Raw genomic sequence first — 14,412 nt, 5'->3', positions numbered from 1 at the left:
AAAGAAAATTAAAATCTCATATTTTAAAAACATGAAGGCTGAACAAAGAAAATCTGAAACAATATTTTACCTTCCCATATAAATCAACAAAACCGAAATATCACTTGGTGATACTCCACTAATCCTTGATGCCTGAGAAATTGTAACAGGACGAATTTTACTTAACTTTTGTTTTGCTTCAATCGACATTGATTTAATTTTATTATAATCGAAATTCTCTGGTATTTTCACTTCTTCTAAACGAGTTAGTTTATCAGCATTATTTCTTTCTTTCTCGATATAACCAGAATATTTAACCTGAATTTCGGCCTGTTCTAAAATTTCCTGATCAACATCATTTGATTCTATATACTCTTTTACCTTTTCAAATTTCATCATATCCTCCAAATCAATTTGTGGACGTGAGAAAACTTTAAACATTTTATCACCTTGCGTAATTGGAGCTGTTTCTTTTGCTTCTAAAATTGGATTTGTCTCGGCAACAGAAACACTTGTCTCTCTAAAGAAAGCAACCATCTTTTCAGATTCATTTAGTTTTTGCTCCATCCTGCGTAAACGCTTTTCTGAAGCAAGACCAATTTCGTGAGACATTGGCGTTAATCTAAAATCGGCATTATCTTGTCGCAACAATGTTCTATATTCTGCTCTTGACGTAAACATACGATAAGGTTCTTCCGTTCCTTTCGTAATCAAGTCGTCAATCAAAACTCCAATATACGCTTCATCACGTTTTAAAATTAATGGCGCTTTTTCATGGACTTTTAAATGTGCATTTATTCCGGCCATCAAACCTTGCGAAGCTGCTTCTTCATATCCTGTTGTTCCGTTTATCTGTCCGGCAAAATACAAACCTTCAACAAGCTTTGTTTCCAAAGTATGTTTCAACTGCGTTGGCGGAAAATAATCGTACTCGATTGCATAACCCGGACGAAAGAATTTCACTTTCTCAAAACCTGCCACAGAACTCAAAGCTTTAAATTGAATATCCTCGGGAAGCGAAGTTGAAAATCCATTTACGTAAACTTCACAAGTATTCCAACCTTCAGGTTCAACAAAAAGCTGGTGACGTTCTTTATCTGCAAAACGATTAATCTTATCTTCTATCGAAGGGCAATATCTTGGTCCGAGACTTTTGATTCTTCCATTGAACATTGGCGAACGATCAAAACCTTCTCTCAAAATATCATGAACATCAAGCGAAGTGTATGTCATGTGACAAGATCTTTGATGAGTTAACGGAACGGTTAAATCCGAATAAGAAAACTTATCCGGCTTCGCGTCTCCTTTTTCTTCGTTCATTTTAGAATAATCCAAAGAACGCCCATCAACTCGTGGCGGTGTTCCTGTTTTCATTCTTCCGGCTTCAAAACCTGCTTTGACCAAATCTTCGGTAATTCCGGTTGCGGCACTCTCTCCTGCCCTTCCTCCTCCAAATTGCTTTTCTCCAATATGAATCAAACCATTCAAAAAAGTTCCGTTTGTCAAAACAACAGATTTAGATCGAATCTCAACTCCCAACGAAGTTCTGATTCCTTTTATCTTTCCTTTTTCGATAATCAAACCTTTTACCATCTCCTGGTAGAAATCCAAATTTGGAGTTTGCTCCAACATCATCCTCCATTCTTCAGCAAAACGCATTCGATCACTCTGAACTCTTGGCGACCACATTGCAGGTCCTTTTGATTTATTCAACATTTTAAATTGAATTGCAGTTCGGTCAGAAACAATTCCTGAGTATCCTCCAAGCGCATCAATCTCACGTACAATTTGTCCTTTTGCAATTCCACCCATCGCCGGATTGCAAGACATTTGTGCAATGTTCTGCAAGCTCATTGTAACCAATAAAGTTTTTGATCCCAAATTTGCAGCCGCTGCCGCGGCTTCAGATCCGGCATGACCTGCACCAACAACTATAACATCGTATTCTTCTAAAAACATTTTGCTTTATTATTCTCTGGAAACCGTTTAAGGCGATTATCAGAATTAACTTTATACTTTTTTTTTGTTCCACGTGGAACGGCGCTAACGCGCAATAGTAAAATTCAAACTACAATTAAAAAATTCTAAATTCCAAATCTTGAAACAAATTTCAGCTTCATTATAATTATTGTTCCACGTGGAACAACACTATATCAAACTTTAAACCTCACAAATTATTCTGTTCTTCGTGGAACAGAATAAAAACTAACTCTAAACTTAAATCATTGCTTTAAAAGATTTTATTTTCCTTGTGAAACATTTTAATTATTTTTAAATATAAAACTGAATTACTATATGTTCCACGTGAAACATTGTTATTATAGTTTCAATTAAAAACGTTTCACGTGGAACAATTAAAATTTGGAATTAAACTATTGTTCCACGTGAAACATGGCGATTTTTTCATCTTCTTTAGAACGCATAGCTTCTGCATCTTTATTACTCTTATCTTTATATCCACAATAATGTAATATACCGTGAGCAAGAACGCGTTTTAATTCTTCTTCAAAAGAAACATTAAAGTCCTTTGCGTTATCTTTTACTCTTTCAACAGAAACAAAAATATCTCCGTTTAATTCGTTTCCAACTGTGTAATCAAAACTTATAATATCAGTAAGTGTGTCGTGATTTAAATATTCTACATTTATCTTATGAAGGTATTCATCATCACAAAAAATATAATTTATTTCTCCTTCGTTTTTGTTTTCAGATACAATTACAGTACTCAACCAATCAGTAAAGGCTTGTTCATTATCTAAAGTAAATTCGGTTTCGTAATTAAAATTGATCATTTTGTATTAAAATATTCTTGAACCTTTTGATTAAAATTCGAGCGCAAAGGTAGTGATTGTCTATTTAAAATTTCTACACTGTTTAAATATTCTAAAAGTGAACCTGGTAAAGCATTCGTTCTATTAGAGAATTCAGTTTTATTTGTTTCAGATTGACGCTTCGTATCCTGACCTTGTTCCTGAACTGCATTGTTTAGTTTTAATAAGTCTTGTTGAATATTAAGAATACGTTGCAGGTTTTCATTTTTAAAACCTTTATTTAAAAGCTGCTTTTCTGAGGCTTTCATCTGATCAATTACAGACTTACCCTGAGAATCTAATCCTTGTTTAGCTAATTCTTTTTGTAATGCTTCACGAAGTTTTACTTGCTCCTTATATATCTCCATAATTGCTTCAGCATCCCCTTCTCCATCATTACCTTTTTCACCGTCTTTACCTTCTCCTCCATTTTTACTTCCCTGAGCATTTTTATCTTCACCATTTTTTCCCTGACTTCCTTTTCCTTCTTTACCTTGACCTTTATTTTTATCTCCCGGTTTTTGTCCGTGCTTAATTCCTTCTTTCATTTTATCTGCTAATCCTTTTTGCTTTTGAATAATATCAGGTAATTGCATTCCTTGACCATCGCCTGGTTTTGGTTTTCCAGATCCTGGTTTAGACATAGACATTTGCATATTATTTAAAAGATCACTTAAAAAATCTGCTAATTTGTTTGCTGATGAAATAGCGTATTGCTGATGTGAAACACCTTTTGGAATTTGAACATCGGATAGAACTTCAATAGCTTTGTCCATGCTATATTGTACGTTTCCAATTTCTTTCGTAACATCTTCAGCAATTTTTGGGTTTCTTAGAGACATAGCAAACAAACTATCATCAACATGTCTAAACTGTTGTTTCAAATTCTGCTGGATTTTTATATTCTTCGTAAAAGCAGAAGAACCTAATTTCATCGATCTAAATTGTTTCATTACATCTTCCTGAGATAATGAATACGCCAAAAGATTATCCAAAACCTGACGTAACATGGCGACGTCTTCTTCTAACTGTTCCTGTTCTCCACCTTCCATACTTGAACTCATTTGCTCTGACATGGACTTCATTTTCTTTGAAGCACTTTTTTGTTTTGTCTTTGCTGACGAAGTATTCTTTTTATTTAATTCTTCAGAAGCCTTATTCAGATCATTCTCTACATCTTTTTCTTTGGATGCATCTTTCGGAATATCTAAGGGTGATTTTAAACTATTGTTTTCGTTCTTTAAATCTTTAAGATCTTCCTGAATTTTATCAAATGATTTATTGATATCGTCCTGCTTTTCTTTTGTGTTTTCAGCATCCTTATTAGAAAGCTGTTCTTGTTTCTCTGCTAACTTATTTAGTTTTTCTGCTACTTGCTCTGCTTTCTTTTCTACATAAAAACGCTTCGTTAATTCAACCAATTGTTCTAAATTACGAGATTGATTTTTACTAATTTGTTTGAACTTTTCTATCTTATCAAACAACTCTTCACTTTGTAATTTATCGTTTAAGTTCTTTAGTTCATCCATCAATTTCTGATTCTTCTCTAAATCTTTTTCTGCATTATCTAAACGTTTTTGCAAATCATCAGCAGTCTTATCTTTCTTCTCAGATTGAAATTTATCTAAATTTTTATTCATCTTTTCAGCAAACTGCTTCATCAATTCATCCTGCTGTTTCTGACGTTTGATAAAATCATTAATTTTCTGCTGATCTTTGAACTCTAAATCATTTTTTTCTTTTCCTGTGTTCTTTAGCTTTTCCATTTCAGAAAATTGCTTTTCCTGATTCTTCAAGGATTTAGATAAACTATTAATGTTTTGATTTTGTTGTTGCAATTCCATATCGTGAACTTCATCTGTTGTAGCAACACGATCAGAAAAAACAGAAGACTTAGTGCTCTTAAAACCATGCGGTGCATCGTTGTCAAAAACCTCAAAATAGTATTCATAAGACACTCCTTCTTCTACAGCCAAATTGCTCGGGAAGTTAAAAACGAACTGATCAAAAACAACTTGCTTTACCGGAATAGTTCCACGCTTTGCCGTTTGTGGTTTGTTACGTTCGTAGTAAACAATCTGTAATTTTGATAATCCATAATCATCCCCTAATCTTCCTAACACATAATTCTTATCTAACTTTAAACTATCCGGAGCAGGCGAAACTGTGATGGATGGATGCTGATCTTTGATAACAGACAGCTGGTAGTCTAATTTTTCGTAATTTTTGACCTTATTATTAGAAGTAAGAATTTGATATTCTGTATTTTGACTGATGTTTTTAGCCAATTTAAACTCGTTTTCTACCTTATTAAACTTAAAAATTGAGTTTTCACCTTTCCAAACTACTTCCTGAGTCGATTGTGTTTTCATTTTCCAGGTTACAGATGTTCCCTCTGGTAAAATTGCATTTCCGGTACCTTGGATAATTTCTGATTTCTTTTTTAGATAAGAAGGAAAATTCAAAACCATTTCGAAGTTTGCAATTGACGGAACTGTGATTATTTTCAATTCATATTCTTCAGATGATACTGAATTTCCTTCAAAAGAAAACTGAATATCTGTTGTTGGTTTTTCAATCTTAAATTCAAACTTCCCTGGCTGTGAAGATTCCATAAAATAACTTTCATCACCAATATGAATCATTACATTTTCTGGAACAATGTTTCCAACAGATTCCATTTTGATGACGAAATCTTTATTCTGTTCTGTCTGCAAATTTTGATTTAGAACCACAAATTTGAAAGGAGCTGGAGGTAGAAAATTAGCATTAAAATGCACTACCCTATTTAAACTCTGAGAAATAATATTGCTGTTTCCTGAAATATAAAACACTGCAAAAAGCAAAATTGGGATAATTGCCAATGGCAAATACCTTTTATTTGATTTAAAATTGATAGCATTTCCAAACGGAATTGGCTGTAAAGAATTTGCTTTTTGTTCGATTGAAGCCAACATTAATTCTGAACTTTCTGCTGAATTTTTAGAAGACGATAATTGCAAAAAGTTAGTTAGCTTATCGCTAACTTCAGTAAAATGATTTCCTATAATAGCTGAAGCCTGATTGTAATCGATTCCTTTTTGAAGTTTGAATAACTTAAAAATTGGGAACAGAATAAATCGGAACAAAAGAAAAACTTCTACACCTACAAATAGCCAAAATAAAAGCGTTCTACCGAGAGGTTTTAACCAAAGGAAATACTCAATAAAAAGTGTAAACAGAAAGTATAATAATCCGAAACCAATAAAAAGAAGTCCTCCTTTTATTAATTCATTGGTATAATATTTCTTTATAAATGCTTCTAACTTTTGATATATCGCAGATGTCGTTTTCAAAATAAAATCTCTTTTAATTATAACCTATAAAAGTAGTAATTTTAATTAGATAATTCTCAATGAGAAAATTAGTCAATTAAGCTACAAACAAGGCATTATCTAATTAAAACTCATTTTCTAATTCTCTAATTAGAATTGTATCTTTGCATCAAAATTTAAACAAATGTCAAAGCAAGTTCGTGTGCGTTTTGCACCAAGTCCAACAGGACCTTTACATATTGGCGGCGTTCGTACTGCCCTATTTAATTATTTATTTGCCAAAAAAAACAATGGTGTTTTTTATTTAAGAATAGAAGATACAGATCAGACTCGTTTTGTTCCCGGTGCCGAAGCTTATATTATGGAAGCATTAGAATGGTTGGGAATTGCTCCTGAAGAAACCGTTGGAAAAAATGAAAAATTTGGTCCGTACAGACAAAGTGATCGTAAACATTTATACCAACAATATGCTGATCAATTAATCAATTCAGGTTGGGCGTATTATGCTTTTGATACTCCCGAAGCTTTAGATGCACATAGAAAACAACACGAAGCAGAAGGAAAAACCTTTATTTACAATCATCACAATCGTGAAAAGTTAGATACCTCTTTAGTAATTTCTACAGAAGAAGTTGCTAAAAGAATTGCCAATGGAGAACATTATGTGATTCGTTTTAAAACTCCTGTTGATGAAACTTTAAATTTGAAAGATATCATTCGTGGTGATGTGAAGTTTGAAACAAATCTTCTTGATGATAAAGTATTATTCAAAAGTGATGGAATGCCGACGTATCATTTGGCTAATATTGTGGATGATCATTTAATGGAAACTTCACACGTTATTCGTGGTGAAGAATGGTTGCCATCGATGCCACTTCACGTTTTATTATACAGAGCTTTTGGTTGGGATGCTCCTGAATTTGCACATTTACCTTTAATTCTAAAACCGGTTGGAAACGGAAAATTATCCAAAAGAGATGGTGATAAATTAGGTTTCCCAGTGTTTCCATTAGAATGGAAAACAGAAGAAGGAATTTCATCTGGCTACAGAGAGAAAGGATTTTTCCCGGAAGCGGTTATAAACTTCCTTGCTTTATTAGGCTGGAATGACGGAACTGATAAAGAATTATTTTCTTTAGAAGAATTAATAGAGTCTTTTGATTTAAACAGAGTTCATAAAGCTGGAGCAAAATTTGATCCTGAAAAGAACAAATGGTTCAATCACCAATATTTAATCAAACAAAATGATGCTGATTTGGCGAAAACCTTCTCCCCTATTTTACTTGATAAAGGTGTTGATATTTCCAAGTATGATGTTACAAGAATCGTTTCTTTAATAAAAGAAAGAGCTCACTTTGTATCTGAATTTTGGGATTTGACTGATTTCTTTTTCCAGGCCCCAACATCTTATGATGAAAAAGCAAGCAAGAACTGGAAAGAAGAAACCCCTGCTTTAATGCAGGAATTGATTTCAACACTTGAATATATTGATGGTTTTGATTCAGCAAATATTGAAAGTGTTGTAAAAGATTGGTTAACTAAAAACGAAATTGGAATGGGCAAAGTAATGCAGCCTTTCCGTTTAAGTTTGGTTGGTACTCTTAAAGGACCACACCTATTTGACATTGTTGAAATCATCGGAAAAGAAGAAACTATTTCGAGAATTCAGAAAGCGATAGCAACTTTATAAAAAAGATAAATTTTAAAATACAAACGCTAAGTACATTTATCAATGTTACTTAGCTTTTTTTTTATGTATTAAACCCGAAGAATTTTCGTAATTTACGCATCCATAAAACTTAAATCAATATTACCATGAGTACAGCATTTATTATCTTTTTAGTATTGGCGTTCTTTATTTTCATGTCATCTTTTTTTACAGTAAAACAGCAATCGTCTGTAGTAATTGAAAGATTTGGAAAATTTCACAGCGTAAGAAATTCAGGATTACAATTAAAAATTCCAATCGTTGACAGAATCGCCGGACGTGTCAATCTTAAAATTCAACAGTTAGATGTTATCATCGAAACCAAAACAAAAGACAACGTTTTTATCAAAATGAAAGTTTCGGTTCAGTTTAAAGTGATTCAGGAAAGTGTTTATGAAGCTTTTTATAAACTAGAATACCCACACGACCAAATAACTTCTTATGTATTTGATGTCGTTCGTGCCGAAGTTCCTAAACTAAAACTTGATGATGTTTTCGAAAGAAAAGATGATATTGCAGTTGCCGTAAAACGTGAATTAAACGAAGCAATGTCTACTTACGGATACGATATCATCAACACTTTGGTTACAGATATTGACCCTGATATTCAGGTAAAAAATGCAATGAACAGAATCAACGCTGCCGACAGAGAAAAAACGGCTGCTGAATTTGAAGCAGAAAGTTCAAGAATCAGAATTGTTGCAAAGGCAAAAGCTGAAGCAGAAAGTAAACGTTTGCAAGGTCAGGGTATTGCAGATCAGCGTCGTGAAATTGCCAGAGGTTTAGTAGAAAGTGTAGAAGTTTTGAACAATGTGGGTATTAATTCTCAGGAAGCTTCTGCCCTAATTGTTGTTACGCAACATTATGACACTTTGCAGGCAATTGGTGCTGATGCCAATTCAAACTTAATTTTATTACCAAATTCACCACAAGCCGGAAGTGATATGTTGAATAACATGGTGGCTTCCTTCTCTGCATCCAACCAGGTTGGAGAAATGATGAAGAAAAACAATAAAAAAATTGAGAAACCTAAGAAAATTGAACCTCTTCAATCTGGTTATGAAGATGATATTCAACCGGAAACGAAATAATAACAAAAAAAGAAAGAGGCTTAATTGCCTCTTTTTTTATTAATAAACCAGTTGATTGCAAATGGTAAAATAGATTGTAAAATAGTTGGATAAGAATTTGAAACATATTCTTTGAATGAAGCAAAAAAACCGCCAACGATATTTTCAGGTGTAATGCTTTCTTTTGTTTTTTGAAAACTTAAAACTAATTTTTGATAATTAATCTCTTTCTCTAATTTTAAAATTTCCAAATCTTTTTCAATGTCAGCGTATGATGCGTATTTTTTTGGTTCCATAAATTAATCGTTAAAAAAGATTTCTGAAAATTTTTCTAATATAGGACCTTCAACAAACTTATCTTTTATAAAGAAAAGTAAAATTGTAAAAATAAAGTAGATCCCTCCTACTGCTAAAAATCCAAGTGCATTACTTTTAAACAAAGATCCAAAAGCATATGCAGCAGCAAAAGATATAAAAATCATCACCATACTAAAACACAATAAAATCAAAGTAAACTTAAAAATTAAAGTTGTTGATTTCATAGCCACCTTAAAGCCCCACAGTTTATAATAAGCTAAATGACTTTCTAAAAACACTTTAGCCTGTTCCTGAATATTTTCAGTATTTTCCTTTAATTCTTCAAAAGCCATAATTTTACTTTTATAAAAAAAGAAGCACAAAATTTACTATTAAATGAGTAAGTTCTATGCTTCTATGTTAATGTTTATTTCTGATATTTGGCATTTTGCTCCTTCAAATCAGCTAATTTAGATTCCAGAAAAGAAATAACTTCATCTGCTTTGTGGCTTACATTTGAAAGTAAATTATCAAAACTCCCTTCTAGATTTTGTGATGCACTTGTAAATTTTTCACGAAGAACATCCGAAGTTGCTCCCAGGGAATCTTTTAAATTATCTGTTGCATCACCTAAACCTTCTTTAATTTTGGCTCTTGTATTTGAACCTTTGTCAGGAGCCAGTAAAATTCCGATCGCTGCCCCTATAGCAGCACCTGCAATAATAGCAGCAATTGTATTTGAATTCTTAGACATGATATTAAATTTTAAAATGATTAATAAAGATACTCATTTATGATATTATAAAACACTGATTAAAAGTAATTTATATAAATTAATAATGATATGCGACTGCTTCATATTTTCCATTGTCTTTTTCAATAATACTCACAAAAGGATAGCCATTTGAAGCTGACTTCGTTTTAACTCGAAGAGCAGTATGATTTTTGTTAGACATTGGAGGCTCCCCTTTTGTATTTGTCGAGAGTCCCGTAAAATTTGCCACCTGTTTTAAACCAATTGTCTTTTCCAGAGGCAAAACAGTTACCATTTTATAATCTGCTTTAGAATCAACTACAACTTTATCAGAAATTTTTTGAGTTTGATTGCTTTGTTTGTTGGTTATTTTAGAAACTGCATACTTTGTAATTTTATGTTCCTCTTCACTCCCATTAAATGAATAATGAATTAGATCATTTTCATGTTTGATAAAATTAACATCCAATTCTTCTCCGTTGTGTTTAGAAATTTGATGTGTTTGAGAAATTACAAAGTTTGCAAATAAAATAGTAATAGTTAAAAAAACATTTTTCATAAAATTAAATTAAGGATTAAAAATTTCTTTGATCAAAATGAAAATCAAAATTTATAAATCACAAAACCAATTTCATGAAATTTGAAAATTATGTAATGTAATTGAAAAATATTTCACAAATATTATCAAAACAAAATCACAATCAGAATTGACCATAAAACTAATTTTCAGAATACATATTTAGAATATATAACAAAAACAAAAAATATTTTTTTGAATTTAGAAAAATTCAGATTCGATTCCTAAAGTGTCATTTTTAAAACTATAAAATTTCATATTTGACCTTTGGATAAAAATAGCAACTTTATAAACAATTGTATGTTAATAACCCGTTAAACTGATAAAAATGATGATGAAATCTAAAATAAAGATTAAAAATGAACTATTATTCAAAATATGAGTTAGTAGATGGAAGTATTAAAAAAATAGCTTAAAATTGATTTATGAAGGTTACTTTTAATTTAAATTAACTATTAAATTTATATTTTAAATAGATTTTATATATAATTAATAAAAACTTTAAGCTATTAAATATTAATCAATTAAATTTATATTATTAGAATTTAAAAATCCTGCTCAAAATTTCAACTTTTAAGTAAAATTGAATTGAATATACTTTAAAATTAGGATCTATTGAGTTATAAACAATTTGTTGTTAATAAGCGTAAAAGCAGTGAAAATTGAGGTCTAAAATTAATATAAGAGCTTCTAATTAATCATTTTTAAAAAGCTGATAATTGATATATAAAAAATTAAAAATTGCCTTAAATTCAATTTATGAAGGTTACTTTTTATTTAAAAAATTTATGAAATTTATATTATTAATAGAAAAAGTAAATAATATAAAAAGCGCTTATAAAAAGCGCTTTTCAATAGATTATAATGATATTATTTTTTTACCATTTCAGAAAGAACTTCAATTTCTTTCTCAGAAGCATTTTTTGGAGGATTTGAATATAATTTGAAAATTTCTTCTTCAAACTGAGTTTTGAAACTTTCATTTTCTAAATCTCTTAAATTCAAAAGTGCTTTTGACCGAACATAAGTGGATTCACTTCTTAATGACATATTATATAATTTTTTGATATCATCTTCTTCAAAATCGACAGATTTCAAATGAGAATATTTTAAAATAAATTGAGCAAATAATAAAGAAGCTTTATTATTATTGATGTTTTTCTTTAATGAATTTTGTAGTAAAGAAAAACTTGAAATAGTTGCGATGCTCTCCCCTATTGCATTTTCTATTGCAACACGTTCCGGTTTAGTTTCAACTTTAAAATATTTGTTGATATCTTTTAAAGAATTATTGATACTATTTTCTTCTTTTTTACCTTTTTCTTCCCAGGCATCTTTCAACCCAACAGTTTTGTTAAATACTAATTTTGAAGGAGTTGAATCTTTATCAACAGTAAAATAACCCAAACGCTGAAACTGAAATTTATCTTCATTTTGAGCAGTTGTTAAACTTGGTTCAACAAATCCTTTTACAATTTCTAATGAATTTGGATTCACAAAATCCAGGAAATTTTTGTCTTTATAACTGTCCGGAGCTTCATCTGTAAACAAACGATCGTATAGACGAACTTCTGCTGCAACGGCATGCTGAATAGAAACCCAATGTAAGGTTCCGGAAACTTTTCTTTGGCTTGCTTCTGTCCCGCTTCCGCTCAAAGAATCAGTGTCATAACTTACATGAATTTCAGTAATGCTTCCTTCAGCGTCTTTTATAACACTTTCACCTTTAATGATATAAGCATTTTTAAGACGTACTTCTTTTCCTAAAGTCAAACGGAAAAACTTCGCCGGAGCTTCTTCTAAAAAGTCCTCTCTTTCAATATATAATTCACGCGAAAAAGGTACTTTTCTGAAACCTGCACTCTCATCTTCCTGATTATTTTCAGCTTCCAACCACTCTTCTTTTCCTTCAGGATAATTTGTAATAACTAATTTTACAGGATCTAAAACCGCCATTACACGAGGTGCAATTTTGTTTAAATCTTCACGAATACAAAACTCCAAAACCGATACATTTATTAAATTATCACGTTTTGCAATTCCAATTGTATTGGCAAAATTACGCAATGAAGCAGCTGTGTAACCACGTCTTCTTAACCCTGAAATAGTTGACATTCTTGGATCATCCCAACCATTAACATGCTTTTCCTTAACAAGTTGCTGTAACTTTCTTTTACTAACAACAGTATGAGAAAGGTTACGTCTGGCAAATTCTCTTTGCTTAGGACGAATCTGATTTTCATCTATTATTTGATCTAAAAACCAATCGTATAATTCACGATGAGGCAGGAATTCAAGTGTACAAAAAGAGTGTGAAATTTCCTCTAAATAATCACTTTGTCCGTGTGCCCAATCGTACATTGGATAAATTTTCCAGGCATCTCCGGTTCTATGATGATGTTTGTGTAAAATCCTGTACATAATAGGATCACGCATTAGCATATTAGTCGACTTCATGTCAATTTTGGCACGAAGGATGTGAGTACCAGCCTCAAATTCACCGCTTTTCATTCTTTCGAATAAGTCTAAATTTTCTTCAACAGAACGGTTTCTGTACGGACTATCAGTACCAACAGTAGATGGAGTTCCTTTTTGAATGGCCATATCTTCAGAAGACTGACTGTCAACATAGGCTTTATCTTTTTTAATTAATAAAACCGCCCAATCGTATAATTGTTGGAAATAATCAGAAGCATAACGTTCTTCTGCCCAGGTATAACCTAACCATTCTACGTCTTTTTTAATAGCGTCAACAAATTCCTGTTCTTCTTTTTCTGGATTTGTATCATCAAAACGTAAATTTACAGGAGACTGATAATCAATTCCTAAACCAAAATTTAATGCAATAGAACTAGCGTGTCCAATGTGTAAATAACCATTTGGCTCTGGTGGAAAACGAAAATGAAGTTTAGTTTGCGAAAGACCTGATTTTAAATCTTCCTCTATGATTTGTTCAATAAAATTGAGTGATTTCTCTTCTGATGCCATTATTTTATAGTAATTTTAGCAAAGATAAAAAAGTTTACAGTTTTCGGTTTACAGTTTACAGTTTTCTTTATAAACTTCTCAGTAAACCTGAAACTTAGAACTTAAAACTTATTTAAAATGGGAGTTATAAAACTAAAAAACATCCGCACTTTTTCCTATCACGGATGTATGATTGAAGAAGGAAAAATTGGATCCGATTATATTGTTGACTTGAAAATTAAAACAAATTTACAGCAATCAGCACTAACCGATCATCTTGCTGACACGGTTGATTATGTACATTTGAACAAAATCGTTACTGAAGAAATGGCCATTCGTTCGCATTTATTAGAACATGTGGCCAAAAGAATCAATATTCGCGTGCTTGCAGAGATTGAAACAATAGAAAAAACAACAGTTTCAGTTTCTAAAATAAATCCTCCTATTGGTGGTGATGTTGAATCAGTTACTATAAAAATGACTGAAATTAGAAAGTAATTATTTCAGGCAGAAAACTAATTTTTTAAAATAGTTACTTTTAAAGTTTTGAATTTTAAAGATTTTAGTTACTTTTGCCATCCGTTCAAGTAATGGCGTCGTGGCCGAGCGGCTAGGCTGGGCTCTGCAAAAGCTCCTACTCCGGTTCGAATCCGGACGATGCCTCTAAAACCTTCAAGGAAACTTGGAGGTTTTTTTTTATGTTTAATTTTTAGAAAAAATTAAATAAAGAATTACGTTCGAATCCCGACGATCATTCTAAGCCAATTATAGAATCATTTCTTTTAAAAATAAATATATCACGATATTTAGGAATGCAGCTTGCTACATCAATTGGTAAAGAATCATTTTGTGTAAAAACGGATCAATACGAAAACCTGAGGAGTAGTAAAAATTAAGCATAAATATTAGTTAGTCTAAAAAGGAAATATTCTATAT

The 14,412-nt window shown here is 31.5% G+C and carries 11 protein-coding genes and 1 tRNA gene; 4 read left to right on the top strand and 8 right to left on the bottom strand.

Annotated elements, in window-relative coordinates:
* Window positions 1–66 precede the first annotated feature (66 nt).
* The 3 genes from mnmG to ACEN2I_RS18730 all read right to left on the bottom strand — a co-directional run bounded on the left by mnmG (window position 67) and on the right by ACEN2I_RS18730 (window position 6,124).
* On the bottom strand, window positions 67–1,938 hold the full coding sequence (gene mnmG / locus ACEN2I_RS18740; protein ID WP_441767622.1) for a tRNA uridine-5-carboxymethylaminomethyl(34) synthesis enzyme MnmG: 1,872 nt from the start codon (window positions 1,936–1,938) through the stop codon (window positions 67–69).
* A 413-nt stretch (window positions 1,939–2,351) separates the two neighbouring features.
* Window positions 2,352–2,771: an rRNA maturation RNase YbeY gene (ybeY, locus tag ACEN2I_RS18735; RefSeq protein ID WP_441767621.1), complete on the bottom strand. Its 420-nt coding sequence runs from the start codon at window positions 2,769–2,771 to the stop codon at window positions 2,352–2,354.
* Window positions 2,768–6,124, bottom strand: coding sequence for a hypothetical protein (locus tag ACEN2I_RS18730; RefSeq protein ID WP_441767620.1), 3,357 nt, complete (start codon window positions 6,122–6,124; stop codon window positions 2,768–2,770). Before ACEN2I_RS18730 ends, ybeY begins: the two co-directional genes overlap by 4 nt.
* A 163-nt stretch (window positions 6,125–6,287) precedes the next feature.
* On the opposite strand from ACEN2I_RS18730, the gene gltX reads away from it, so the two are divergent.
* Window positions 6,288–7,793 carry a glutamate--tRNA ligase gene (gene gltX, locus ACEN2I_RS18725; RefSeq protein ID WP_441767619.1) on the top strand — a complete coding sequence of 502 codons (1,506 nt, stop codon included), beginning with the start codon at window positions 6,288–6,290 and terminating at the stop codon, window positions 7,791–7,793.
* A 125-nt stretch (window positions 7,794–7,918) separates the two neighbouring features.
* Window positions 7,919–8,902 (top strand): SPFH domain-containing protein, encoded by a 984-nt coding sequence (locus ACEN2I_RS18720; RefSeq protein ID WP_441767618.1) that lies wholly within the window; start codon window positions 7,919–7,921, stop codon window positions 8,900–8,902.
* A 20-nt stretch (window positions 8,903–8,922) separates the two neighbouring features.
* Here ACEN2I_RS18720 and ACEN2I_RS18715 read toward each other — a convergent pair whose 3' ends face one another.
* From ACEN2I_RS18715 to ACEN2I_RS18695, 5 genes are all read right to left on the bottom strand, one after another.
* A complete protein-coding gene (locus tag ACEN2I_RS18715) occupies window positions 8,923–9,177 on the bottom strand; it encodes a DUF6327 family protein (RefSeq protein ID WP_441767617.1) in 255 nt (84 codons plus the stop codon).
* Between the two features lie 3 nt (window positions 9,178–9,180).
* A complete protein-coding gene (locus ACEN2I_RS18710) occupies window positions 9,181–9,531 on the bottom strand; it encodes a competence protein (protein WP_441767616.1) in 351 nt (116 codons plus the stop codon).
* 74 nt (window positions 9,532–9,605) lie between these two features.
* A complete protein-coding gene (locus ACEN2I_RS18705; RefSeq protein WP_441767615.1) occupies window positions 9,606–9,932 on the bottom strand; it encodes a YtxH domain-containing protein in 327 nt (108 codons plus the stop codon).
* Window positions 9,933–10,011: 79 nt separating this feature from the next.
* On the bottom strand, window positions 10,012–10,491 hold the full coding sequence (locus tag ACEN2I_RS18700) for a hypothetical protein (RefSeq protein ID WP_441767614.1): 480 nt from the start codon (window positions 10,489–10,491) through the stop codon (window positions 10,012–10,014).
* 888 nt (window positions 10,492–11,379) lie between these two features.
* Window positions 11,380–13,497, bottom strand: coding sequence for a glutamine--tRNA ligase/YqeY domain fusion protein (locus ACEN2I_RS18695; protein ID WP_441767613.1), 2,118 nt, complete (start codon window positions 13,495–13,497; stop codon window positions 11,380–11,382).
* Window positions 13,498–13,614: 117 nt separating this feature from the next.
* On the opposite strand from ACEN2I_RS18695, the gene folB reads away from it, so the two are divergent.
* Together folB and ACEN2I_RS18685 are read left to right on the top strand one after the other, a co-directional pair.
* Window positions 13,615–13,974, top strand: a complete 360-nt coding sequence (folB, locus tag ACEN2I_RS18690) for a dihydroneopterin aldolase (RefSeq protein WP_441767612.1) — start codon at window positions 13,615–13,617, stop codon at window positions 13,972–13,974.
* 94 nt (window positions 13,975–14,068) lie between these two features.
* Window positions 14,069–14,139, top strand: a tRNA-Cys gene (locus ACEN2I_RS18685).
* Window positions 14,140–14,412: the final 273 nt, after the last annotated feature.

It is taken from the genome of Flavobacterium sp. W22_SRS_FK3, from assembly GCF_052113665.1.
Taxonomy (GTDB): Bacteria; Bacteroidota; Bacteroidia; order Flavobacteriales; family Flavobacteriaceae; genus Flavobacterium.
This window is presented reverse-complemented; position numbering and strand designations above follow the sequence as displayed.

Coding starts and splice junctions, on each gene's coding strand:
- mnmG (WP_441767622.1), bottom strand. CDS start 1,938: ATGTTTTTAGAAGAATACGATGTTATAGTTGTTGGTGCAGGTCATGCC.
- ybeY (WP_441767621.1), bottom strand. CDS start 2,771: ATGATCAATTTTAATTACGAAACCGAATTTACTTTAGATAATGAACAA.
- gltX (WP_441767619.1), top strand. CDS start 6,288: ATGTCAAAGCAAGTTCGTGTGCGTTTTGCACCAAGTCCAACAGGACCT.
- ACEN2I_RS18720 (WP_441767618.1), top strand. CDS start 7,919: ATGAGTACAGCATTTATTATCTTTTTAGTATTGGCGTTCTTTATTTTC.
- ACEN2I_RS18715 (WP_441767617.1), bottom strand. CDS start 9,177: ATGGAACCAAAAAAATACGCATCATACGCTGACATTGAAAAAGATTTG.
- ACEN2I_RS18710 (WP_441767616.1), bottom strand. CDS start 9,531: ATGGCTTTTGAAGAATTAAAGGAAAATACTGAAAATATTCAGGAACAG.
- ACEN2I_RS18705 (WP_441767615.1), bottom strand. CDS start 9,932: ATGTCTAAGAATTCAAATACAATTGCTGCTATTATTGCAGGTGCTGCT.
- ACEN2I_RS18700 (WP_441767614.1), bottom strand. CDS start 10,491: ATGAAAAATGTTTTTTTAACTATTACTATTTTATTTGCAAACTTTGTA.
- ACEN2I_RS18695 (WP_441767613.1), bottom strand. CDS start 13,497: ATGGCATCAGAAGAGAAATCACTCAATTTTATTGAACAAATCATAGAG.
- folB (WP_441767612.1), top strand. CDS start 13,615: ATGGGAGTTATAAAACTAAAAAACATCCGCACTTTTTCCTATCACGGA.